The sequence below is a fragment of the Parerythrobacter lutipelagi genome, from assembly GCF_005434975.1.
In the GTDB taxonomy this organism is placed as follows: domain Bacteria; phylum Pseudomonadota; class Alphaproteobacteria; order Sphingomonadales; family Sphingomonadaceae; genus Parerythrobacter_A; species Parerythrobacter_A lutipelagi.
This window is the reverse complement of record NZ_SKCJ01000001.1, coordinates 800,457-821,123: the sequence shown is the minus strand read 5'-3', so window position 1 is coordinate 821,123 and position 20,667 is coordinate 800,457. Positions and strand designations below refer to the sequence as shown.

The following is a 20,667-nucleotide window of genomic DNA, read 5'->3' as shown; positions in this document are numbered from 1 at the left end:
GCCGCCCCCATTTGCTTGGGAGCGGCCCTTTTTGCTGGCCGGTATTTAGCCCGAGGATCTTAGCGGATGCGCACCGCACGATAGATCGGGTTGCTGCTTCGCGCTGGCTTGATCCGCAGCAGAACGGCATCGCGTCCCGCCGCTTCTGCGGCCTGAATAGCCGCTTCCAGATCTTCGATCGTAGCAACCGGCTCATAATTCGCCGTCAGAATGATGTCGCGCCGGTTGAGACCTTTGCGCGCGGCGTCCGAACTTGGATCGACACCAGCTATGGCGAGGCCAAGAGTGCTGGGAGGTGCACCGATCTGGCGGGCGATTTCCGGAGTGACCGGTACGACCTGCAGGCCGAGCTTTTCAGCCACCAGATTGTCCGACTGCATATTGTCGGGCAGGCCCTGCTCGCTCTCGTCATCCTGGCTGAACATCTGGCTGCGCGCGAGCTCTTCCTCGCTTGGCCGCTTGCCGACTGTCGCGGTGACGGTGCGGCGCTGACCGTTGCGGAGCAATTCGATCGGTATCCGGTTGCCCGGTTTCACATTGGCGACGAGGAAGGACAACGTCTGCTCGCTGGTCACGTCCTTGCCATCGACCTTGGTCACGATGTCACCCGCTTCGATGCCGGCCTTGTCAGCCGCAGCGTCAGGCACGACCACTTGCACCAGTTCGCCGCGATTCTTGGGCAGGCCGAGCGAGCTCGCCAGATCGTCATCGACCGGCTGGATGCTGACGCCCAGATACCCGCGCTCGATGGATTGTCCGGCCTTGAGCTGGTCGACGATCGGCGCAGCGATGTCTGCCGGGATCGCGAAGCCGAGGCCGATGCTGCCTGCCGAGGGCGACAGGATGCGGTTGTTGATCCCGATCACATTGCCTTGCATATCGAACAACGGCCCGCCCGAATTGCCGCGGTTGATCGCGGCGTCGGTCTGGATGAAGCGGTCATACGCCCCGGCGCCGGTGTTGCGCAGCACGGCGGAGATTATGCCGGAAGTTACCGTCCCGCCAAGGCCGAGCGGGTTGCCGATGGCAATCACCCAGTCGCCGGTGCGGGCAGTCTTGCTGTCACCGAACTTGACGAAGGGAAACGGATCGCTGCCTTCTATTTTCAGCACGGCAAGGTCGGACGCTGCATCGGCGCCAACCAGCTCGGCCTGGTATTCCTTGCCGTCTGGCATGATGACGGTGATTTCCTCGACCACACCGCGCCCCTCGGGGCTGACGACGTGGTTGTTCGTCACGACATATCCGTCGGCTGAAATGATGAAGCCCGAACCCAGCGATTGCGCTTCGCGTGTCTGTGGTTCCTGCTGCTGGCGCTGGCGAAACAGCTGGCCAAGCGGCGAATTGCCGAACGGATTGGCATTGCTCACTTCGACCCGCTGGCGGGTCGAGATGTTGACCACCGCAGGGGCAAGCTGTTCCGTCAGGTCGGCAAAGCTTTCCGGCGCGCCGGCCCGGGGGACGACACTCGCCATGCGGCTATCATCGTTCTGGGCAACCTGGGCACCCGCAGGGTAGCCGGTCAGCAAAGAAAGGGCAGCACCGCCGGCCAGCAGCGCTGAGGTCAATCCATAAGCGTATCGCACAGGCTTCACGTCCTTTTCATTCCTCTTCATTCTCAGCCTCTCACAAGGCGCTTTCGCGCGCTAAAAATTCCAAACCGATTATCGCGCCGCGCGGGCTGAACCCCCTTTGAACGGGGCATGTCGTTGGTCGAGCGCTGTGCGCGGTCGGGCAGGCGAGGCTCCGATCGGCGTCAGCGGCGACCCTGGAACTGGCGCAGGTACTCATTGTCCGGCGACAGGATCAGGCTGCTTTCGGGTCCGCCCTCGCGCTTGGCAAAGGTTGCATCGTAGCTCTGCATCGCCCGATAGAAGTCGTAAAACTGCGGGTCCTTGCCGAACGCGCCGGCAAATATGTTCGCCGCCTCCGCGTCAGCCTCGGCGCGAATGACGCGCGCGTCACGCGTGCCGGCTGCGCGGATCGTGCGCGCTTCGCGTTCACGGTCCGATTCCATTCGGGTGAAAGCGGATTCGAGCGGTCGGCCTGACGGCAGGTCGGTACGCTTGATCTGCACATCGACCACTTCGGCCCCGTATTGCCGCGCCTGCCGGTCAAGATTGGCACGCACCGTGGCCAGCGCCGTACCGCGTTCAGCGGTCAGCATGGCCTGGAATGTCCGGCGGCCCAGTTCCTGCCTGAGCACGGAGTTGAGGATCGGCTGCAGCGCGGTACGCACTCCGTCTGTTGTACCGGCGCGTTCGACCATGCGAACCGGGTCAGTGATGCGGAACCGCGCATAGGCATCGACCAGAAGACGTTGCTGATCGTTCGACAGCACTTCTTCTTCATTCAATTCGAGATCGAGCAGGCGGCGTTCCACCCGGCGGACCGAATCGATGAACGGAATGCGCAGATACAATCCCGCTCCCTTGGTCCCGCCCGGCGTGTTGACCGTGCCGACGGGCTGGCCGGTGCGCACGATGACGACCTGCTCTTCTTCGTTGACGACATAAACGCTCATCATCAGGCCGATAAGCGCTATCGCCACGGCGATGATGGAGAGGCGATGGTTTTCCCAGACGTTCTGCATCGGCTTTACTCCTGCACCGGGGTGGGCGGTGTGACAGTGGTCGCGGGCGCCTGCTGGCTGCGGCGGCGCAGTTCGGGAAGCGCCAGATACGGGGTGACCCCGCGCGCTTCGATCACGGTCTTGTCGTTCTGACTGAGCACCCGCTCCATGGTTTCATAATAGAGACGCTGGCGGGTCACTTCGGGTGCGAGGCGATATTCTGCATAGACCTTGTCGAAGGCTTCGGCTTCACCGCGTGCTTCTGTCACGATCTGCTGCGCATAACCGCGTGAGCGGTTGCGCGCGGCATCGGCTTCCTGTTCCGCGACAGAGACTTCGCGGAAAGCATCGACAACCTGCGAAGGCGGGTCGGCCTTGGCGATTTCAACACCCAGCACCTGGATCCCTGCGCCATATTCATCGAGCGTTGCCTGCATCCGTTCACGCACGCGCTGCTCGATCTCCGCACGGCCTTGGCCGGAGAACGTCTCGTCGAGCGTCTTTTCCGCGACTGAAGCGCGCATGGCGGCTTCGGCGACTTCGCCAACGGTTTCGACCGGTTCGGCCAGGCGGAACTTGAAATCTTCCAGATCGTTGATGTTGAAACGCACGAGATAGCTCAGGTCGACCAGATTCTGGTCGTTGGTGAGGATCAGTTTGACCTTCTCGTCCTGTGCCGGGATGTTGATCAGCCGCACGCCTTGCACGTCTTCCACATCGACCGTCTCGATCGGCCAGGGCAGGCTGATCTTGAGGCCCGAATCAAGCGTGCGGGTGTAATTGCCGAACGTCTTGACGACCGCCCGCTCCTGCGGGCCGATCAGGTGAAGCATCGTCGAAATCAGCGCGAGCGAGATGACCAGCACGATCAAAACCGGAAGCCAGCTCTTACCGCCCGGACGCTCCGGCATGCGGAAACCGCCACCACCGCCACGACGCGGGCCTTCGGGGCCGCGATTCTTGAAAATGTCTTCGATGTTGGCGGCGCGCCGCTCGCCATCTTCGCCGCGCGGTGGAAGCCACGGGTTCTTTGGCCCGCCGCCTGACGGAGAACCGTCTCCGCCGCCCGACGATCCATTACCGCCTGATTTTCCGCCCCACGGACTCTTGCCGGCCATTGCCAGCCCGAATTTCGCTCTCAACGCACGCATTGTGTTCATGCCTGTCTTTATAGGTGTCGATTGTAGGAAAAACAGGGGTTGCGCGCGGGAAATTGCTGCTAGGACGCTTGGCAATGGACGAAAAGGTACTTCTTTCGCGCCTCCCAGCCTCGATTGCGGGCCGGGTGCAATCCCTCAAACTGGCCGATGGCAAAGTGACGGTGGTGGTCGATGTCGCTGGGCTCGACGTGAAAACGCGTGAGGCTTTCGGCACCGCCTGCAAGGAAATTCTGATCGAAGCCGAAGGGGTGGAAGAGGTTCGCGTCGCCATGACGGCCGACCGCAAGCCGCGCCGGATCATCGCCATCGGTTCGGGCAAGGGCGGGGTCGGCAAATCGACGCTGACGGCCAATCTGGCAGTCGCCCTGCACCGGATGGGCCGCAAGGTCGGGCTGGTCGATGCCGATATATACGGTCCGTCGCAGCCGACCTTGCTCGATACCAAAGGCGCCAAGCCCGAAGGCAAGGACGAAAAGCTCGTGCCGGTGATGAGCCCCAGCGGCATTCCCATGCTGTCGATGGGTTTTCTGGTCGAACCGGGCAAGGCGCTGGCGTGGCGCGGCCCGATGGCGGGCAATGCATTCGGCCAGCTGGTCGATGCGCATTGGGGCGATACGGAACTGCTCTTGATCGACCTGCCGCCGGGCACTGGCGATGTGCAGATCTCTATGCTGCAAAAGCACAAGCCTGCCGGCGCGGTGATTGTCTCCACGCCGCAGGACCTCGCGCTGATCGATGCGCAGCGCGCGGCAAACCTGTTCGAAGGCGGCAATGTGCCGATTATCGGACTGGTCGAGAATATGGCAGGATATGCCTGCCCGCACTGCGGCGAGGTCAGCGATCCGTTCGGCAAAGGCGGGGTCGAAACCGCGGCCGAAGGCACTGGCATCCCGTTCCTCGGGCGAATCCCCCTGACTCTGGCAATCCGGGCAGCCAGCGATGCCGGCGAGCCACCTGCTGCCGGTGACGGAGCGGAAGCGGATGCTTTCAACGCCATCGCGCAAAAACTGGCCGACTGGCTCGACAATGCCGAAGGCAAGGGCGGGTAACGATGCGGGTTAGCCGGCGCGGAATACTGGTCGGGTCCGCCATTGGCGGCGGACTGCTGGTCCTGTGGGGCCTGCGCCCGCGAAGTTTTTCCGATCCGTTGACCCCGGTCGAGGGCGAATACACTTTCGGTGGGTGGTTGCGCATTGCAGAGGACGGGGTTGTTTCCGTCGCCGTGCCGCAGCTCGAAATGGGCCAGGGGGTTTCGACCATTCTGCCGCAGATCGCCGCCTTCGAATTGGGCGCGGACTGGCGGCAGGTGGCAGTCGAACCGGTTCCGGTCAGCGGGGCTTATGCGAATGTGCCGCTGGCTGCCAAATGGGCAGGTCTGTGGATGCCCGCATTGCCCGACCTCGCGTCGCCGCCTGACAGCTTGCTGGCCGAACGGTTCGCTCAGGCCAATCGCTTCGCCGCAACGGCTGACGGCACGACACTGGCCGCCTATGAAGCGCCCTTGCGCGGCGCCGCCGCTTCGGCCCGGGCGGTGCTCGCGATGGCGGCTGCAGACCAGTGGGATATCGGTTGGGAGGAGTGCGCGGTCGCAAACGGCATGGTCACCCATGGCGAGAAATCGCTGACCTTTGCTGAACTGGCTGCCGCTGCATCGGAATGGGACGCGCCGGATCCGCCGCCTTTGCGGCCTGAATTCGCATCGGAACGCCCGCTTCCGGGCCAGGCCGATGCGCCGATCGCTTACCCGCGGCTCGATCTGCCTTCGAAGGTCGATGGCAGCCATTCTTTCGCTGGCGATATCCGCTTGCCGGACATGGTCTATGCCGCGATCAAGCATGGCCCCGCCGGGCGCGAAAGCGCGCTTGTGTCTTTCGATGCTTCTGCCGCTTACGCCATCCCCGAAGTGGTGCAGGTGGTGAAAGGCAAGCGCTGGCTTGCTGTTGTCGCGACCGACTGGTGGAGCGCCGACCGCGCGGTCGAAGCGATGCAGCCGCGCTTCGATGTCACCGGACTGGCCGATAGCAGCCAAATGGCCGAGACGCTCGATTCGCTGCTCGAGCGCGGCGTGACGCACCGGATCTGGGCGCGCGGAGAAGTGCCGCAAGAGCCGCTGGCCAAGCCTGAACTTGCCCTGCGTTACGATGCTGCACCGGCGCTTCATGCGACTGTGGAAACTTCGACCGCAACGGCCCGCTTTACCGATGGCCGGCTGGAGCTTTGGATGGCCTCGCAAGCGCCGGAGCAGGCGCGCGCCGCTGCTGCGCGCGCGGTGGGTCTCTCGCTCGAAGATGTCATCCTCTATCCGGTTCCGGCAGGCGGCAGCTTCGATCGGCGGCTGGAGCACGAGCATGCGATCGAAGTGGCTTTGATTGCGCGCGAGGTTGCGCAGGCGAGCGGACGGCCGGTGCAGCTGGTCTGGTCTCGCTGGCAGGAACATCTTGCCGCCATTCCGCGCCCGCCCGTTGCGGCGATGATCAGCGCACGAATACCGGCAGGCGGCAGCGGGGTTATCGACACGCTGCACGCCCGGATTGCTGCGCCATCGGCACACCTCGAATTCGGCGAGCGATTGTTCGACAATTCCACCCGTGCAGCCGCGCTTTCGTCCTCTGCGGGACAGCCCGATCCGATGGTGGTGGAAGGTGCGATGCCGTTTTATGGCGTGCCCAACGCGGCGGTCGATCATGTGCCGGTCGGCCTGCCGCTGGCAAGCGGGCGGATGCGCGGAAACGCCCATGGCTATACCGCCTTTTTCATTGAAAGTTTCATCGACGAGGTTGCTCGCAAGTACAACCGTGAGCCCTTGTCCTACCGGATTGCCATGCTCGGCGGTGATACCCGCATGGTCGCTTGTCTGCAGCAGGCCGCGCGGCTTGCCGAATGGGATGGCGGGATCGACCAGAGCGGTCAGGGGCTCGCCTGCCATCGCATCGGCCCGGATATCGGCGGAGGACGGATCGCTTGCATCGCCAGCGTGCAGCGCGGACCAGGCGGGGTCCGGGTCGCGAAGATGTCTGTTGCGGTCGATATCGGTCGGATCGTCAATCTCGATATCGCCCGTCAGCAGATAGAAGGCGGATTGATCTTCGGCATCGGGCTCGCGCTCGGCTCTGCGACAGGCTATTTCGAAGGTCTGCCGACAGCGCAGCGACTGGCACAGCTCGATCTGCCGCTCTTGGCCGATTGCCCGCAGGTTGAAATCGACTTCATCGCCAGCGAAGAAGATCCGTTCGATCCGGGTGAGCTGGGTGTCGCTGTCGCCGCGCCAGCCATTGCCAATGCGCTTTTTTCCGCGACAGGGCTTCGTTTTCGCCGCCTTCCGCTTATCTCCGAGGGCCTATGACCTGGCAGCAACAGAAACTTCCCGCAGATCACCCCCCGGTTTCGAGCGGCCGGATCGGTGTGCTGGTTGTCAATCTCGGCACGCCCGAGGCACCTGAAACAAAGGCGGTAAAGACCTATCTACGTGAATTCCTGTCCGACAGGCGGGTGGTCGAGATCCCGCCGATTGCATGGCAACCGATCCTGCGCGGCATCATCCTCAACACGCGTCCCAAGAAAAGCGCGAAGGCCTATGCCAAGGTCTGGACCGAGGAAGGCTCTCCGCTCGCAGTGATAACCCGCAAGCAGGCGGAGGGTTTGCAATCGCGTCTGGGCGATGGCGTCCAAGTGCGCTGGGCGATGCGCTATGGTGCCCCGTCGATAGCCGATGAAATGCAGGCTTTGATGGACGCTGGCTGCGACCGCATCCTGTTCGCGCCGCTCTATCCGCAATATTCCGGCGCCACGACCGGTACTGCGGTGGACAAGCTTGGGGATTGTCTGGGCAAAATGCGTTGGCAACCGGCCGTCCGAACGCTTCCCGCTTACCATGACGACCCGGCCTATATCGAAGCCCTGGCGGCCGATACGCGGATGCAGATCGATGCGCTGGGCTTCGTGCCGGAGGTTTTGCTGCTCAGTTTCCACGGCATGCCTCAGCGCACGCTCGAACTGGGCGATCCTTACCATTGCCATTGCCGCAAGACAGCGCGCCTGCTCGAACAGGCGCTTGACCGGCCTGCCCTTCGCGTAGTGACCAGTTTCCAGTCGCGCTTCGGCCCGGCCAAGTGGCTGGAACCGGCGACCGACACGACGATCGAGCAAGAGGCAGGCAACGGGACGAAACGCATGGCGGTTGCGATGCCGGGCTTCTCCGCCGACTGCCTCGAAACGCTGGAAGAGATCGCGATGGAAGGTCGCGACGCGTTTATCGACGCAGGGGGCGAGGATTATGCCGCGCTTCGCTGCCTCAACACCAGCGAGCCGGGCATGGCGATGCTTGAAAGCATGATCCGCCGCGAATTGTCGGGCTGGATTTAGCGCCAGAAATTACTTACATCTGTGTAGGTAAGGAGCTTTCCATGGCTACATTGGCTGAACCCCGCCCCGAACAGGCTGCAAATGGCGGCTTGCATCTGAAGCATTGGCGCGAGAAATTGCCCGACGACGCGCTCGATCACATCCCGGGCGAAGGCGGCTGGCCGATCGTCGGCAACACGTTGAAAATGCTTGCCGATCCCTATGGCTTTACCCGCCGGATGGTCGCCACCTACGGCCCGATATACAAGAACTGGGCATTCGGTGGCTATGGCGTGATCCTGGTCGGGGCTGATGCCAATGAACTGGTGCTGTTCGACCGGACCAAGACCTTCTCGAGCGAGCAGGGCTGGGGCCCGATCCTCGACAAACTCTTCCCGCGCGGCCTGATGCTGCTCGATTTCGATCATCACCGAGCCGATCGCCGGGCGCTGTCGATTGCGTTCAAGCCGGAACCGATGCGGCACTATTCAGGCAGTCTCAATCGCGGCATCGCTGAAACGGTGAAAGACTGGGGCGACAAGCCGATGCAGTTCTATCCCGCAATCAAGGAACTGACGCTCGAACTGGCGGCCGAAAGCTTTATCGGGCTGCCGCTTGGCCCGGAAGCGGACAAGATCAACCAGGCATTCGTCGACATGGTGCAGGCCTCCGTCGCTCCGATCCGTGCGCCGCTGCCGTTCACGCAGATGCGCAAAGGGGTGAAGGGGCGCGAGTTCCTCGTCGATTTCTTCACCAGGGAAACGCACCGCCGCCGCGCCGAAGGCGGCGGGCAGGACATGTTCAGCCAGTTTGCCACCGCAACCCATGAAGATGGCTCGCTGATGCCGGTCGACCAGGTGGTCGATCACATGAACTTTCTGATGATGGCCGCGCATGACACGATTACGTCCAGCGCGACCTCGCTGATCTGGCTGCTCGCGGCGAATCCGGAATGGCAAGTCAGGCTGCGCGATGAAATCGTGTCGGTGACGGGGGAAAGCGGCAATGTCGATTATGATGATCTCGGCAAGCTCGAACTGGTTGAAATGGCGTTCAAGGAGGCGTTGCGCCTGATCCCGCCGGTACCGTCAACGCCGCGCCGCGCGCTCAAGGACTTTGAATTTCACGGCTATCATGTGCCCGCCGGCGCGCAGGTCGCGATTCAGACGCAGTTTGTCCATCACATGGAAGAACACTGGCCTGAACCGGAGAAATTCGATCCCATGCGCTTCACGCCGGAACAGGTGAAGTCGCGGCACAAATTTGCGTGGGTGCCGTTCGGCGGCGGCGCGCATATGTGCCTTGGGCTGCACTTTGCCTACATGCAGGTGAAGATCCTGATGGCGCAATTGCTGACGCGTTATTCGATCGAGATCGAAGAGGGTTACAAGCCAGACTGGCAGGCGTGGCCGATACCCAAGCCCAAAGACGGGTTGAAGGTCACTTTCAAAAGCCTCTGACTTTGGTCAGAAATCGATCGCGACGCCGTCTTTCTCCCAATCGCCGTAACGGGTGGGGGAAAGTTCGCGCGGTTCGTCTTTCGCGGGATCGATAGCTTTCGGTTCCGGCGGCGGATCGTTTGACCAGTGCGCGGGCTTCTTGAAATCCTTCGCAGAAGGAGACTTCTCTTTTGTCATGCCTGCTCAATGCGCGGGCTGGCGAATAGTTTCAAGCGCGGCTAGGGCGCGTGCCATGGCCAACACCCCCGGACTTCCCGCGCGCCGCGCCGCCTTGCAAATGATCGATGCGGTGCTCCATCGCGGAGAAACGCTGGAAGTGGCGAGCAAGAATGCGCTTCGCAGCATCAGGACAGGGCCGGACAAGGCGCTCGCGCTGGCTATCGCGAATGAGAGCCTTCGCTGGCTGGTGGATACCGATGCCCTGATCGACAGCGCGACCAAGCGGGTATTGCCGCCCGATGCCAAGGCGCGTAGCGTCTTGCGGCTGATGCTGGCGCAATGGCTGCGCCTCAAGACACCGCCACATGCGGTAATCGCTACCGCTCTGCCGCTGTTGTCGAGCGGGCCGAGGCGGCTGGCGCATGGCGTGTTTTCCACGCTGGTAAAGCAGGAACCGAAGCTTCCCGATGCGCCGACCTTGCCTGATGATGTGCGCGCCCGGTGGGGCGAACGGGCCGATGCCATCGCGGCGGGTCTGGTCGAGCCGCCGCCGCTCGATCTTGCTTTGAAGAACGCGGAAGATACCGACCATTGGGCCAATCAACTGGCGGCAGACAGCTATGCCGAAGGCCATCTTCGCTTGCCGCGCGGCGAGGCTGTCGAAAAGATTGCGGGTTTCCGTGACGGCGACTGGTGGGTGCAGGATCTCGCTGCGTCCATCCCGGCGCGTCTGCTCGGCGCGGGCGAAGGGCGCCATGTCCTCGACCTTTGCGCGGCGCCCGGCGGTAAGACGATGCAACTGGCGGCTGCCGGGTGGAATGTGACCGCGCTCGATCTCAGCAAGCGGCGGCTCGACACGCTCAAAGAAAATCTCAAACGCACGGGTCTCAAAGCCTCTCCCGTGCGCGCCGACGCGCTGACGTGGGAGCCGAAGCACGCCTTCGATGCCATCCTGCTCGATGCGCCGTGCACAGCGACCGGCACTGCGCGCCGTCATCCCGATGTGTTGCACCGCATCGGCGCGCGCCAGATCGAAGAAATGGCGCAGTTGCAAGCCGCCTTGCTTGAACGCGCAGCTGGCTGGCTCAAGCCGGGCGGGGTGCTTGTTTACGCGTCGTGCTCGCTGGAACGCGAAGAAGGCGAAGCTCAGGCTGAACGGGTCAAGCTCGAACCTCTGCCGATTGCAGCGGACGAACTGCCTCGCGGGCTGCAGCCGGCGGAGCAGGGCTGGCTGCGCACCCATCCCGGATTGCTGCCCGATGAAGGCGGCCTGGACGGCTTCTTTGTTGCCCGCTGGCAAAAGCCGCACGCTTGACCGGAGAAAACAAGGTGTAACCAAAGGCGGGTTTGTAGCGAAAGCACTGCCGAGGCGCCGGTGCGCAACCTGAAGGGGGACTTTCGATGAAACGGATTCTAACTCTTATCGTGTCGCACGCTGTCGTGCTTGGACTGGGATTCGGGCTTGGCATTTACCTGCTACCGATACTGACCGCGCAATCGGCGCCAGCCGCTGAGGTCCTTGAAGAGCAAGCCAGGGCGGCGGCTTACAGTGCCGAGTTGTCGCGTGATTTGCGTGGCAGTGATGCGCTGCACTGGGGTGAAGGAACGATCAGCATCTCGGCTGATGCGATCTCTCACCAAGGCAGGCTAGCGCCGGGTCCGGACTATATGGTCTATCTCACCAAGGGTTTCGTCGAGCACGAAGACGAATTCGAGCCGGTCAAGAGCGAGGCTGTTCGCGTCGGTGCGGTCAAGAGCTTCGACGGGTTCCTGCTCGATCTTCCGGAAGGCATCGACATCGAGGAATACAACACAGTCGTCGTATGGTGCGAGAGCTTCGGTGAATTCATCACCGCGGCCCGATACCGCTAGAGTTTCCCGAGTGTCAGAGCGAGCGTCGAGCAGTCGCGACCCATTTGCGACACTGCCATGACCACGCGGTCATCTCGCTTTTCTTCAAGCGCAATTTCGAACGGGCTGCCCAACTCGATATAGCGCCGCATATCCATTTCTCCGCCGGTTACGCGCAATGGTGCGCCGTCCCGGCAAAGGCTCGCGACTTGCCGCGCGACCTCGGCCAGGTGCGTCGAATTTACGTGGTCGCCCGAGCCGCTGAAATAGGGATGTGCAGGGGGTAATCCGTTCTCTTTGGTGATCAGCGCGGTAGTTCGCCTGTCGGCTGTCATTGGCGCGATCAGTGGCACTTCGCGCTCGCTCAGGTTGAGCAGCGCGCGATCGGCGTAAACAAAATCGGCTGGTGCGCTTCCGGTGGCCTTGATTTCCCGCTTTGCTCCATCGCGCCACGTCTCGAAATTGCGCGTGCGAAATACAACGCCGCGGCCACGGGCCGCGACAATCTGCCTGTCCGCCGCATCGAACAGGTCGATTTCGAAACTCAGCTGGTTGTCCGAGCCCTTATCGCGGAACTGGCCCCACGATGCTGACCCGACCGGACCGCTGCTGCATTTCCAGTCGGTCCATGTAAGCGCGCTCCATTTGTCGTCGTCACGGGTCTGGCGCGCTCTGGTCGCTCCTACGCTGGCCCAGAAGAATTGTGTCTGGATCACCAGCGGATTGCGCGGATCGAGGGCCAGCCAGGGCCAGCTGGCCAGATCATCCGAACAGGCGAAGCGGACCGAGCCGTCGTCACGAACTTCGTGATCGATCGTGTAACCGGGCCCTGGCGGAGCGGGCATGGCGGCTAGCTTTTCGCCTTGTTAGCAAAGCTCTTGCGCAGCTTCATGATCTTTGGCGGGATAACCGCGAGGCAGTATGGGTTGCGCTGGCCTTCGCCGTCCCAGTAATCCTGGTGGTAGTCCTCTGCCGGATACCATTCACCGCTTTCGATGGTGGTGACAGCTCCGCCGCCATTGTCTGCATTCCAGCGCGCGATTGCCGCTTCGGCTTCGTTGCGCTGCTCGTCATCGAGCGGGAAGATCGCGCTGCGATACTGGGTTCCCACATCGTTGCCCTGCCGGTTGAGCTGGGTCGGATCGTGCGTGCCGAGGAACACGTCATAAATTTCGGGCAGAGTGATTATCGCAGGGTCGAAGGTGACGCGGATACCCTCGGCATGGCCGGTGCCGCCGCCGCATACCTGCTTGTAGGTCGGGTCGGCAACATCACCGCCAATATAGCCGCTTTCGACCTCGCTCACGCCGATAACATCCTTGAACACCGCTTCGGTGCACCAGAAACATCCACCGGCAATGATCGCCTGCTGTGTGTCGCTCATCGATTGCTCCTTTTCTTTGGAACTTGAGATAGGAAGCGCGGGTTCACTTGTCATCGGCTTGCACGCGCGTAGTGTGTATCCGCGAACAATTCGGGAGAGTTTCATAATGCGTTTTCTACTTGCTGCGGCCTCGGTCGCGATCCTTGCCACGTCCACCCCGGCGCTTGCCGACGGTCATAAAGGCATGGACCATTCCGCCGGTTCGGCAGACGATCACGCCTTGCACATGGTGTTGATGGATGAGCGCCGCGCTGATGACCGCGCGCGTGACGCCTTTCGGCATCCGGCCGAAACGCTCGACTTTTTCCAGGTTGAGCCGGATATGACCGTGGTCGAATGGGGCCCGGGCGGCGGTTGGTACACCCGCGTCCTTGCGCCCTGGCTGATGCCTTCAGGCAAATATGTCGCGCTTAATGGCGATAGCGATGCGGTCGATTATCCAAACCGGGCCGCCGAAGCGCGCTCGAAAGGATGGACGGAAACCTTCAAGGGCACTGTCGCGGAAGCCATGGGAATCAAGGCTGGCGATGTCGCTGCCTACGAAATAGACGAGATCCCCGATGAAGCGAAAGGCACGGCCGACCGCGTGCTGATATTCCGCTCCATGCACGGCATGTGGAACAACGATCTGGCCGATACCACGCTTGCTGCCGTGCGCGGCATGCTGAAGGATGACGGCATGGTCGGTGTGGTCCAGCACCGCGCGCCTGCCGACGCAAGTTGGAGCGATGTCAATCCGGCGCGCGGCTACATGCGTCAGGCGGATGTCGTGAAGCTGTTCGAATTGCACGGCTTCGAATTGGTCGGCAGTTCGGAAATCAATGCCAATCCGAAAGACCCGGCCAATTGGGAAGGCGGCGTGTGGACCTTGCCCCCGGTGCTTCGTTACGGCGACGAGGACCGCGCCAAGTATGAGGCAATCGGCGAAAGCGACCGCATGACACTGCTGTTCAAGAAAGCGATGTAAGTTTAGGGGGCGGCGCATGAGTGAAATCACTGTCGCCGCCCTTCAGCTGGCCCTCGGTTCTGAGGACGAGTCCGAAAATATCGATGCTGTCGCGCAGCTGGTCGAGCGCGCGGCACGCGAAGGGGCGCAAATCATTCTGCCGCCGGAGCTTTTTTCCGGCCCCTATTTCTGCCGCGTCGAGGATGAAGCGCTGTTCGCTCTGGCCCGGCCGACTATGGAGCATCCCTCGGTTATCGCCATGCGCAAGCTCGCGAAGTCGCTTGAAGTGGCGATCCCGACCAGCTTCTTCGAACGCGACGGCCATCACTATTACAACACGCTCGCGATGATCGGTCCCGATGGCGAAGTCATGGGGGCTTACCGCAAGAGCCACATCCCCGACGGACCGGGCTATGAGGAAAAATTCTATTTCCGCCCCGGAAACGGCGGGTTCAAGGTGTGGGATGTGCCCCATGCCACTGGCACTACCCGCATCGGCGTGGGCATTTGCTGGGACCAGTGGTATCCCGAATGCGCGCGGGTCATGGCGCTCAAAGGGGCTGAGCTGCTGTTTTACCCGACCGCGATCGGCTCAGAACCCTATGATGCAGATCTCGACACGAGCCGGATGTGGCGCCGCGCGATGCAGGGGCACTCGGTCTCAAATTGCATGCCGGTGATTGCGGCAAACCGGATCGGTCACGAAGGCACACAGGAAGCTGGACAGAGTTTCTACGGCCACAGCTTCATCACCAACGAATGGGGCGATCTGGTTTGCGAATATGGCGCTGAAGAGGAAGGCGTTCTGGTCGCAACGCTGGATCTGTCACTGGCCGCAAGACACCGCGCGGGCATGGGCTTTTTCCGCGATCGCCGCCCACAGCTTTACGGACGGATTGCCGAAGATATCTAGGCGTTGCCCCCGCTCAGGCTCCGTCCCCGGCCAGCTCCTTGAGCATGATATACCAATGGTCGAGGCCATTGAGAAACGCATCGACATAAAGCCGTTCGTTCAAGCCATGCGCATACATATCCTGCCCCCGGCTGCCGGCACCGCTGATCGCGACCGTATCATAGCCCAGCGTGCGGTAATGCATCCCGTCGGTTCCGCCTGATTCCATGTAGGGTATGACCGGCACCGGCTTTCCAAACCGTGTCGCCAGACTTTTGGCCAGTGCAGCACGGACATCATCACGCAGCTGCGAGGCCGGGCTTTCCGTTACTTCGCCGCTGAGCCGGAATGCGATGTCGTCGTTCGCTACCACCTGCCGCAGCGCAGCCTCGGTCGCTTCCGCGCCTATCCCAGGGAAAATCCGGCAATTGACTGTCGCGGTCGCGCTTTGGGGCAGCGCGTTTTCAGCGTGCCCGGCCTTGAGCATGGTGGCGATGCACGTCGTACCAAGTGTGCCGACTGTTTCAGGGTTCGCCTGAAGCGTCGCGATGGCGGCCTCGTCGGTGGGATCGGCAGCAAAGGCACGCATGGCTTCGCCCAGCTCACCCGGAGCTGTCTGGCCCAAGGCGCCGAGATAAGAGCGGGTCAGCTCGGTCGCCTGGACCGGAAATTTGTGCTTCGAAAGCCGCGTCAGCGCTGCGGCGAGATCGTAAATTGCGTTGTCGCTGCGCGGCCGTGAAGAATGACCGCCCGGATTGGACACAGTCAGTTCCCATGTCGCATAGGTTTTCTCTGCGGCCTGCACGCGCATCGCGAGCGGCTTGAAGTCGTCACTCAACGCGAGCCCGCCTGCATCGCTGTTGAGCACGAATTCTGGGTCGATATTTTCCGCCACCCATCTGGCCTGCGCGCGGGTGGAGACCATTCCGGTTTCCTCGTCTCCGGAAAAGACCAGATAAAGATCCCGGCTGGGCGTCCAGCCTTCATGTTTCAGTCGCAAAAAGGTCTGCGTGAGGTTCATCACCCCGTATTTGTTGTCCATCGTCCCGCGTCCGAAAAAATAGTCTTCTTCAAACGTTAGCGTGAACGGATCGCGCTCCCAGTCTTCGGGCAGTGCGTCGACCACATCCATATGGCCTAGCAGCACAATCGGCTTGCGGCCCGATGACCCGTCGCCGCGATAGCGGACGATCAGCCCCTGTGTCTCTTCGCCATCGCTGTCGTAGTCTGTGACCATGATGTCTTCCGCCGCGAAGCCTTCGGTCCTGAGCCGGGCGACGAGATAGTCGACCATTGCCGGAACCTGCCCATGGCCGCGCGCTGTACGGAAGCCGATGATGTCGGTGTAGATATCCAGCGCAATCTTCTGGTCGGTGTCGAGATCGAGCACATGCCCGTCATGCGCCTGCGCCGCCGGTGCACAGGTCAGCGTAACGGCCATCGCGCCGGCCAGAATGGATTGCCTGATCATTCGGAAACTCCTCTCGTCCGCGCGCACTGTGAGGGCACGCGGCGCATTTGCAAGTCTTAACCGCGCCGCTAGACAGGCGGCTATGTCGGGACCCGCACATGCATGACTATCTGCTCGCGCTGGGTTCCAACCAGCCGCATGCCGAATATGGTCCGCCGCGGGCGGTCATCGCCGCCGCAGTCGAGACTGTGTCCGCACTTGGCTCGATCACTTGCTCGCCGGTCATTGCCAGCTTGCCGCTTGGCCCTTCGCTGCGCCGCTATGCCAATGCTGCTGCGCTGCTCGAAACCGAACTGAGCCCGCGCGATCTGCTCGGCGCGCTCAAGTCGATTGAACGAGCATTCGGGCGAACCGGCGGCGGCGGGCGGTGGCGTGCGCGGGTGCTCGATCTCGATATCGTGCTGTGGAGTGGCGGGATCTGGGTCGGACCGGAACTGGCAATCCCGCATCCCCGGTTCCGCGAACGCACCTTCGTCCTTGGCCCTGCAATGTCCATCGCGCCCGGCTGGCGCGACCCGGTGACCGGACTTTCTGTCCGGCAGCTCAATGCCCGCTTGACCAAGCCGAAACCCCTCCCTAGGTGAGCGCCCGGACGTCGGGCAGATCAAGCCCGGTCCGACCCTGTGGGGGCCGTTAGCTCAGTCGGTAGAGCAACTGACTTTTAATCAGTAGGTCGCTGGTTCGAACCCAGCACGGCTCACCACCAATTTCTCAGACCGCGCGACTGCCATCGCTCTTTCGCTCTACAGCTTAAGTTGACCGGTCTTCATCGCTTCATACACCGCTTCGCCGCGTGAGTGGACCGCCAGCTTGCGGTAGATCGATTTCACATGGTTGCCGACGGTGAGGGGTGAAATGCCCAGGCTCCGGGCGGCCTCCTTGTAGCTCTCGCCTTTGGCAAACAGCTCGAGCAACTCGACTTCGCGAGGCGTCAGGCCGGCGTCCTCGCTTTCCACCTGTTCCATGGTCGGAACTTTTTCCTTGCGCAGCCGGTCGAGCAAATACACCGCTGCGGCAGCGCTGACCGGGGCGCCGCCGTTGAGCGTCGCTTCAATCCCGTCGAGGATCTGGCTGACACTTGAGTCCTTGAGCAAATAGCCATCGGCGCCCGATCGAATTGCGGTCACAACCGTTTCCCGGTCTCCGAAGCTGGTCACGATCAGGATCTTCGTATCGCTCAGTTCCTGCACTTCAGAAATGAAATCGAGCCCGCTGCCATCGGGCAGGCCGATATCCAGCAGCAACAGATCTGGCTTTTGTGCAAGGATCTCCCGCGCTTTGGCGAGATTCGATGCCACGCCTGCAAGATCGAGCCCGTCCTCGTCGCTGATAATCTCGATGAAGTGTTCGCGCACGACCGGATCGTCTTCGACGATGGCTATTCTGTGATGCCAGTCGCGGGTCTGCTCATTCATGCTCATGGCCCTTTTTTCGCACGCCCTTCTGTACGTGAATAACAGATGAGTAGTGCAAAGGTCCGCAAAGCGACAGGACCCAAGACATGGCAGGTGGAATACGGCATAGCCAACCTTCCGTCTGGATGGACCGGCACAAGTCCAGCGGAAGTTGCGCCTCGTCAATGTCATGCCCACGCCATGCCCACGCCATGGGCCGGCTTGCTGCATTTGTGGTTTGCCCAGCATTGGCCCGCGGGTATGCGAAGCGGCAACTTCGCACGGATGAAGAGAGGGTGCGCCATGCAACTGGGATGCTGCTATTTCCCCGAACACTGGCCAGAGACGATGTGGGCCCGCGACGCACGCCGGATGCGCGAGGCGGGGCTTTCGCTTGTCAGGCTGGGCGAATTTGCGTGGAGCCGGATCGAGCCCGCGCAGGGCCACTACGACTGGGCATGGCTCGACCGGGCGATAGAAACCCTCCATGGCGAGGGACTGAAGCTGATGCTGTGCACGCCGACCGCTACGCCGCCCAAGTGGCTGGTCGATCAGATGCCGGACATGGTTGCCCATGATGCGCAGGGCAGGCCGCGCGGCTTTGGTTCGCGGCGGCACTATTGCTTCAGCCATGCCGGTTATCGCGCTGAGGCCGAGCGCATCACCCGCGCAATCGCGCAGCGTTACGGCGGGCATCCGGCGGTAACTGCATGGCAGACAGACAACGAATATGGCTGCCACGATACCGTGGAAAGCTTCTCTCCGGCTGCGCGTGACGAATTCCGCCAATGGTGCGCCCGGCGATACCGGGATATCGAAGAGCTCAACGAAGCTTGGGGTAATGTTTTCTGGAGCATGGAATATCGCTCGTTCAGCGAAATCGAGCTTCCCAATCTGACTGTCACGGAGGCGAACCCCGCGCACTGGCTCGCTTTCCGCCGGTTCTCGTCCGATCAGGTGATGGCGTTCAACGCCGCGCAGGTGGCGATCCTGCGCGAGATGTCGCCCGGCCGTACCATTACCCACAATGCGATGGGCTTCTTCACCCAGTTCGACCATCACGATCTCGGCGGGCAGCTCGATATGCTGACGTGGGACAGCTATCCGCTTGGCTTCCTCGAGATGTTTCGCTTCTCCGAGGCGGATAAACAGCGCTACTTGCGGCAGGGTCACCCCGATATCGCGGCGTTCCATCATGACCTCTATCGCGGATGCACGGTCAGCGGCCGATGGGGTGTTATCGAGCAGCAACCCGGCCCGGTAAACTGGGCGCATCACAATCCGGCTCCGTTGCCCGGCATGGTGCGGTTGTGGACACTGGAGGCGATGGCCCATGGGGCCGAGATCGTGAGTTATTTCCGCTGGCGGCAGTTCCCCAAGGGACAGGAGCAGATGCATGCCGGCCTGCTTCGGCCTGATAGCGCAGCCGCACCGGGACTGGGCGAAGCAGCGCAAGCGGCAGCCGACATTGCTTCGCTGGGCGATATCGGCGCATCGGTGAAGCAAGTCGCTCTGCTGTTCTCCTATGACAGCGAATGGGTGACACTGACTCAGCCGCAGGGGCGAGGGTGTTCCGCGCTATGGGCGGCTTTCGAAAGCTATTCGGCGCTGCGCAGGCTTGGCCTTAATGTCGATATTGTCCGGCCAGGCGTTTCGCTGGAAGGATATGCGCTGGCCGTGGTTCCGTGCCTGCCGATCGTCAGTGACGACGCGCTGGCCAGCCTTGAAGCCTTCGAGGGCCAGATCGTGATCGGGCCGCGTAGCGGGAGCCGAGACAAGGATTTTGCGATTCCACCGGAACTGGCACCCGGCAAGCTGAAGTCCCTGTTCCCCGGCACGGTGAGCCTGAGCGAAACCTTGCGTGAAGGAGCGCAGCATGCGGGCAAAGGCTGGTGCTTGAGTGGCTGGTTGGACCATATCGAAACCGATGCAGAGGCCGAACTGAGTAGCGACGATGGCATAGTGGCTTGCTGGAAGTCAGCCGGGGTGCGCTATGCCGCAGGCTGGCTCGAAGGTTCGCTCGCCGATGAAGTGCTGTCGCGGGCGGCGCACGACGCAGGCTTGCCAGTCATCCCGATGCCGGAAGGACTGCGGCTTCGCCGGACCGACGCTTATCTTTTCGCCTGGAATTATGCACCAGTTTCGGCCGTATTGCCTGACGAAGCCTGCGGCGGATTCGTGCTCGGTACCGGTGCGCTGCCTGCGGCAGGCGTCACCGTGTCCCGCACTTAAGCGGGATCACGGTCGAGCCAGCGGGCAAAGGCGACCGCGCCGGTAATCAGGAAAGGCACCAGAACGAAGCTGAGCGTGACTTTGGCTATCACCTGCCCGATCAGCAGGTCAGTGATCTCGAATTCGCCATAAAACGCGAGGGTGATGAAGATCACCGAATCGATTGCCTGACTCAGCGCCGATGCCACCGCGCCGCGGAACATCAGCCCCAGCGTGCCCTGATCGCCGCTGCCGCGCAGCTTCGAGAATATCCAGATATTGAGCAGCAAAGAGACCAGATAGGCGGCCGGTCCGGCAAGCCACACGCGCCACAGCTGTGCATGAACCCGCTCGAAAGCGGCCAGATCGTCTGGCCTGAACTGAACCATCTCCGGCGACGCGGGCAGGCCAAGCACGACTGTCATCAATAGCGAAGACACGCCCAGCGGCACGAAGCCCCACCAGACAATACGATTGGCGAGCTTTTCGCCAAACAATTGTGTGACCGTGCTCGAGATCACGACCAGGATCAGGAAGGCAAAAATGCCCGCTTCCACCGCCAGCTGGAACGGCCATAATTGCACCTGCTTGTATGCAAGCACGCCGGCCACCACGGTCATCCCGCCATACAGCAGCAGCATGAACAGCAGCGAACGGTTGAGGTGGAATGCGGTCGCCGGAGCGTTCTTTGTCTCTACCATGGCAAAGGGATTATGGTGATCTGCGCGAAAAGGGAAGGACGCGGCCTATGGCGATCTGTGGGCATCGTGTTTGACTGACACGCTGCAAAAGGCGAAGGGCGAAGTGAATTGCAACGCCAACAGAA

19 protein-coding genes and 1 tRNA gene are annotated in these 20,667 nt (G+C 62.0%); 11 read left to right on the top strand and 9 right to left on the bottom strand.

Going from position 1 to position 20,667, the window contains the following annotated elements:
• Positions 1–59: 59 nt before the first annotated feature.
• From E0502_RS04010 to hflK, 3 genes are all read right to left on the bottom strand, one after another.
• On the bottom strand, positions 60–1,616 hold the full coding sequence (locus E0502_RS04010) for a Do family serine endopeptidase (RefSeq protein ID WP_137676653.1): 1,557 nt from the start codon (positions 1,614–1,616) through the stop codon (positions 60–62).
• A 140-nt stretch (positions 1,617–1,756) separates the two neighbouring features.
• Entirely contained in the window at positions 1,757–2,593 is an 837-nt protein-coding gene (hflC, locus tag E0502_RS04005; RefSeq protein ID WP_137676652.1) for a protease modulator HflC, read from the bottom strand.
• A 5-nt stretch (positions 2,594–2,598) separates the two neighbouring features.
• Positions 2,599–3,732 carry a protease modulator HflK gene (hflK, locus tag E0502_RS04000; protein WP_240048847.1) on the bottom strand — a complete coding sequence of 378 codons (1,134 nt, stop codon included), beginning with the start codon at positions 3,730–3,732 and terminating at the stop codon, positions 2,599–2,601.
• Positions 3,733–4,001: 269 nt separating this feature from the next.
• Here hflK and E0502_RS03995 point away from each other — a divergent pair, with 269 nt between their 5' ends.
• From E0502_RS03995 to E0502_RS03980, 4 genes are read left to right on the top strand one after another with little or no spacing between them, the layout of a single operon-like run.
• Positions 4,002–4,781: an Mrp/NBP35 family ATP-binding protein gene (locus E0502_RS03995; protein ID WP_240048933.1), complete on the top strand. Its 780-nt coding sequence runs from the start codon at positions 4,002–4,004 to the stop codon at positions 4,779–4,781.
• A gap of 2 nt (positions 4,782–4,783) precedes the next feature.
• Positions 4,784–7,075: a molybdopterin cofactor-binding domain-containing protein gene (locus E0502_RS03990; RefSeq protein WP_137676650.1), complete on the top strand. Its 2,292-nt coding sequence runs from the start codon at positions 4,784–4,786 to the stop codon at positions 7,073–7,075.
• Positions 7,072–8,094 carry a ferrochelatase gene (gene hemH / locus E0502_RS03985; protein WP_137676649.1) on the top strand — a complete coding sequence of 341 codons (1,023 nt, stop codon included), beginning with the start codon at positions 7,072–7,074 and terminating at the stop codon, positions 8,092–8,094. The genes E0502_RS03990 and hemH overlap by 4 nt, the downstream gene beginning before the upstream one ends.
• A 41-nt stretch (positions 8,095–8,135) precedes the next feature.
• Positions 8,136–9,533, top strand: a complete 1,398-nt coding sequence (locus E0502_RS03980) for a cytochrome P450 (RefSeq protein WP_137676648.1) — start codon at positions 8,136–8,138, stop codon at positions 9,531–9,533.
• Positions 9,534–9,539: 6 nt separating this feature from the next.
• On the opposite strand, the gene E0502_RS03975 is transcribed toward E0502_RS03980, so the two are convergent.
• Positions 9,540–9,710: a DUF1674 domain-containing protein gene (locus E0502_RS03975; protein WP_137676647.1), complete on the bottom strand. Its 171-nt coding sequence runs from the start codon at positions 9,708–9,710 to the stop codon at positions 9,540–9,542.
• A gap of 55 nt (positions 9,711–9,765) precedes the next feature.
• Between E0502_RS03975 and E0502_RS03970 the strand changes: the two genes are divergently transcribed.
• Both E0502_RS03970 and E0502_RS03965 read left to right on the top strand, forming a co-directional pair.
• Complete coding sequence (locus E0502_RS03970) at positions 9,766–11,007, top strand: RsmB/NOP family class I SAM-dependent RNA methyltransferase (protein WP_137676646.1); 1,242 nt, start codon at positions 9,766–9,768, stop codon at positions 11,005–11,007.
• An 86-nt stretch (positions 11,008–11,093) separates the two neighbouring features.
• Positions 11,094–11,564, top strand: a complete 471-nt coding sequence (locus E0502_RS03965) for a DM13 domain-containing protein (RefSeq protein ID WP_137676645.1) — start codon at positions 11,094–11,096, stop codon at positions 11,562–11,564.
• Here E0502_RS03965 and E0502_RS03960 read toward each other — a convergent pair.
• A complete protein-coding gene (locus E0502_RS03960) occupies positions 11,561–12,388 on the bottom strand; it encodes a hypothetical protein (protein ID WP_137676644.1) in 828 nt (275 codons plus the stop codon). The genes E0502_RS03965 and E0502_RS03960 overlap by 4 nt on opposite strands.
• Before the next feature lie 5 nt (positions 12,389–12,393).
• A complete protein-coding gene (msrA, locus tag E0502_RS03955) occupies positions 12,394–12,927 on the bottom strand; it encodes a peptide-methionine (S)-S-oxide reductase MsrA (protein WP_137676643.1) in 534 nt (177 codons plus the stop codon).
• Positions 12,928–13,033: 106 nt separating this feature from the next.
• Here msrA and E0502_RS03950 point away from each other — a divergent pair, with 106 nt between their 5' ends.
• Both E0502_RS03950 and aguB read left to right on the top strand, forming a co-directional pair.
• Entirely contained in the window at positions 13,034–13,894 is an 861-nt protein-coding gene (locus tag E0502_RS03950) for a class I SAM-dependent methyltransferase (RefSeq protein ID WP_137676642.1), read from the top strand.
• A gap of 16 nt (positions 13,895–13,910) precedes the next feature.
• The gene (gene aguB, locus E0502_RS03945; RefSeq protein ID WP_137676641.1) at positions 13,911–14,786 is read left to right on the top strand and encodes an N-carbamoylputrescine amidase; all 876 of its coding nucleotides are present in this window, start codon (positions 13,911–13,913) and stop codon (positions 14,784–14,786) included.
• Between the two features lie 13 nt (positions 14,787–14,799).
• Here aguB and E0502_RS03940 read toward each other — a convergent pair whose 3' ends face one another.
• On the bottom strand, positions 14,800–16,236 hold the full coding sequence (locus tag E0502_RS03940) for a M20/M25/M40 family metallo-hydrolase (protein ID WP_137676640.1): 1,437 nt from the start codon (positions 16,234–16,236) through the stop codon (positions 14,800–14,802).
• 98 nt (positions 16,237–16,334) lie between these two features.
• Between E0502_RS03940 and folK the strand changes: the two genes are divergently transcribed.
• Together folK and E0502_RS03930 are read left to right on the top strand one after the other, a co-directional pair.
• The gene (folK, locus tag E0502_RS03935; RefSeq protein WP_137676639.1) at positions 16,335–16,820 is read left to right on the top strand and encodes a 2-amino-4-hydroxy-6-hydroxymethyldihydropteridine diphosphokinase; all 486 of its coding nucleotides are present in this window, start codon (positions 16,335–16,337) and stop codon (positions 16,818–16,820) included.
• A 43-nt stretch (positions 16,821–16,863) separates the two neighbouring features.
• A tRNA-Lys gene (locus E0502_RS03930) sits at positions 16,864–16,939 on the top strand.
• 40 nt (positions 16,940–16,979) lie between these two features.
• Here the strand turns inward: E0502_RS03930 and E0502_RS03925 are convergent.
• Positions 16,980–17,651 (bottom strand): response regulator, encoded by a 672-nt coding sequence (locus tag E0502_RS03925; protein ID WP_137676638.1) that lies wholly within the window; start codon positions 17,649–17,651, stop codon positions 16,980–16,982.
• Between the two features lie 282 nt (positions 17,652–17,933).
• Here E0502_RS03925 and E0502_RS03920 point away from each other — a divergent pair, with 282 nt between their 5' ends.
• Positions 17,934–19,862 (top strand): beta-galactosidase, encoded by a 1,929-nt coding sequence (locus E0502_RS03920; RefSeq protein ID WP_137676637.1) that lies wholly within the window; start codon positions 17,934–17,936, stop codon positions 19,860–19,862.
• Here E0502_RS03920 and E0502_RS03915 read toward each other — a convergent pair.
• Positions 19,859–20,542, bottom strand: a complete 684-nt coding sequence (locus E0502_RS03915; RefSeq protein ID WP_137676636.1) for a queuosine precursor transporter — start codon at positions 20,540–20,542, stop codon at positions 19,859–19,861. The two genes, E0502_RS03920 and E0502_RS03915, sit on opposite strands and share 4 nt — an antisense overlap.
• Positions 20,543–20,667: the final 125 nt, after the last annotated feature.